Here is a 2,353-nt window from a genome sequence, read left to right as displayed (position 1 = left end):
TCTATAATGATAAATTAGGGCTTTTCACCTTTCAAAACATGGCATATGACAACGTTTCCTTGGTTGAAAATGACTGCTAAGTAAAGCTTGAAAGTTAAATAATATTTATTGACACATATATTTAATAGTGATCTTATAGCAACAAATAAATAATTGTTGCTTAATTAAAGTTATGGCAGATCTAATAGTCAAATCAAATAAACTTGTGCAAGCAATACAAACTTTATCATTAGCTGAAACTCGTGTAATACAGCTTGCAATTATTGATGCTAGAGAAACAGGTAAAGGATTAACTCCAGAGCATCCTCTTGAGTTAAATGCAAATCGGTATGCTAAGGCATTTAATGTTTCTCTAGACGCAGCTTATTTGGCTTTAATTGAAGCAGAGGATTCTTTATTTAAAAAAAAATTCACGATCACAAATGAAGATGGAACCTTAACAAAAAGTCGTTGGATTCAAGATGCCAATTATCGCAAAGGAGAAGGAAGAATCTTAGTTACTTTAACTCGTGTAGTGGTTGAACATGTGACTAAAATAGATGGGTTTGAACAATATTTTACTAGTTATCATTTGAAAAAAACTGCTGACTTCAAAAGTGTTTATGCGGTACGTCTTTATGAGTTATTAATGCAATGGAAATCTGTAGGAAAAACTCCTATCTATGAGTTAAACAAATTTCGTAGCCAACTCGGAATTGGTGTTAATGAATATACAAGAATGGAGGCATTTAAGAGACGCGTGTTAGATATTGCAGTAAACCAAATTAACGAACTCTCAGATATCATTGTTAAATATGAGCAACATAAACAAGGGCGTTCTATCTCAGGATTTTCTTTTAATTTTACATTAAAGAAATCAACTATCAGATCTATAGAAGCTTCTAAACAAATAAATACAACTGATCTTTTCTTAAAAATGACCGATGCACAACGTCACCTTTTTGCTAATAGACTTTCTAAACTACCAGAGATGGGAAGATATTCAGAAGGTACTGAGAGCTATCCGCAGTTTGCTGTACGTATCGCTCAAATGCTTAAAGACAGACAAAAATTCCAAGAATTATTCCCTTACCTTCAAAAAGTTGGTTTTCAACCGACCTAAAATAAAAGCATAAAAACAACAAAAACTTAAATAAGTTGCGTAACTTAAATAACTTAAATAACTTACGTAAAAATATATTTTCTTAACTATTGATCGAAATGAAAAGCACTATATAATTAAATGTTAAATAAGTTACGTAAGTTAAATAACAATATGATTATTTTAGTTGGTGGTGAAAAAGGTGGTTCAGGAAAAAGTTGCTTAGCCCAAAATCTAGCAGTTTACTTGCAAGCTCAAAATCGAGATATTCTATTATTAGATGCAGACCCTCAAGGTACAACCACAGATTGGATCAAAGAGCGTGATGAAAATGATAACGTTAAGAGCATCCCATCCGTACAAGCAGCTGGGAATATTAGACAAATATTGATGGATCTCTCTAAGCGCTATCAAGATATTATTATCGATGCTGGTGGTCAGGATTCAGAAGCATTACGTTCAGCGATGACTATTGCAACGCATATGCTTCTTCCATTTCGTCCAAAACGAAGAGATTTAAAAACACTAGTTCATGTTGAGAAGCTTATTCGATTAGCAAAAGCGGTAAATCCTGAACTTTACACTAGAGCAGTTATTACCCAATGCCCAACTTTGCCAAGTCAATCTCAAAGAATTTTAGATGCAAAAGATGCTTGTGAATCTTTTGATCTTATCCCACTCAATAATTTTACATGCAATAGAAATATTTACGATGATGCCGATGAGAATGGTTTATCTGTTTTTGAAATGTCGTCTGATGAAAAAGCTAAACAAGAAATTGAACACATCGCAAAAGAATTTTTAGGAGAACTCTAATGGCATTAAAAGGGTTAAAAAAGTCTGAGCAAAGTTCAAATCAAGACCAAATTGACAATTTTATTCAAGGTGCATCTAAACGCATCAAGAAAATTGAACCGAGTCAGCAAAACTATAAAAGATATACTTTTTCTCTAACAGAAGAAGTTAACCAGCAAATAGACCAACTTTTAGTTAATTGTAGAGTAGCTAAAGCTAACAGATCTATCATTTTAAAAGCTGCAATTCACCAATTGGAGAACCTCACTGCAGAAGAATTACAGCAGGCTGTATTGAAACAAGTTAAGTAACTTACCTAAGTTATTTAACTTAAATAAATTTATTATAATTCATTTATACTTAGGAAATACAACCATGCGTAAGGAACTGTTATTAGAGTTAGCAGATTTTTTAGAAAAATTAGAGCCTCATCGTTTCGATATTCGTACTTGGAGAAGACCGACTAAAAGCACAGTT

3 protein-coding genes are annotated in these 2,353 nt (G+C 32.6%); all 3 read left to right on the top strand.

Annotated features, from left to right (window positions below):
* Positions 1-172: 172 nt before the first annotated feature.
* Positions 173-1,102: a replication initiation protein RepM gene (gene repM / locus D7V32_RS16880; RefSeq protein WP_120403927.1), complete on the top strand. Its 930-nt coding sequence runs from the start codon at positions 173-175 to the stop codon at positions 1,100-1,102.
* A gap of 153 nt (positions 1,103-1,255) precedes the next feature.
* The gene (locus D7V32_RS16875) at positions 1,256-1,897 is read left to right on the top strand and encodes an AAA family ATPase (RefSeq protein WP_120403928.1); all 642 of its coding nucleotides are present in this window, start codon (positions 1,256-1,258) and stop codon (positions 1,895-1,897) included.
* Complete coding sequence (locus D7V32_RS16870; RefSeq protein ID WP_120403926.1) at positions 1,897-2,187, top strand: hypothetical protein; 291 nt, start codon at positions 1,897-1,899, stop codon at positions 2,185-2,187. Before D7V32_RS16875 ends, D7V32_RS16870 begins: the two co-directional genes overlap by 1 nt.
* The last annotated feature ends 166 nt before the right edge of the window (positions 2,188-2,353 follow it).

The sequence above is a fragment of the Acinetobacter tianfuensis genome, from assembly GCF_003611465.1.
In the GTDB taxonomy this organism is placed as follows: Bacteria; Pseudomonadota; Gammaproteobacteria; order Pseudomonadales; family Moraxellaceae; genus Acinetobacter; species Acinetobacter tianfuensis.
This window is presented reverse-complemented; position numbering and strand designations above follow the sequence as displayed.

Coding starts and splice junctions, on each gene's coding strand:
- D7V32_RS16875 (WP_120403928.1), top strand. CDS start 1,256: ATGATTATTTTAGTTGGTGGTGAAAAAGGTGGTTCAGGAAAAAGTTGC.
- D7V32_RS16870 (WP_120403926.1), top strand. CDS start 1,897: ATGGCATTAAAAGGGTTAAAAAAGTCTGAGCAAAGTTCAAATCAAGAC.
- repM (WP_120403927.1), top strand. CDS start 173: ATGGCAGATCTAATAGTCAAATCAAATAAACTTGTGCAAGCAATACAA.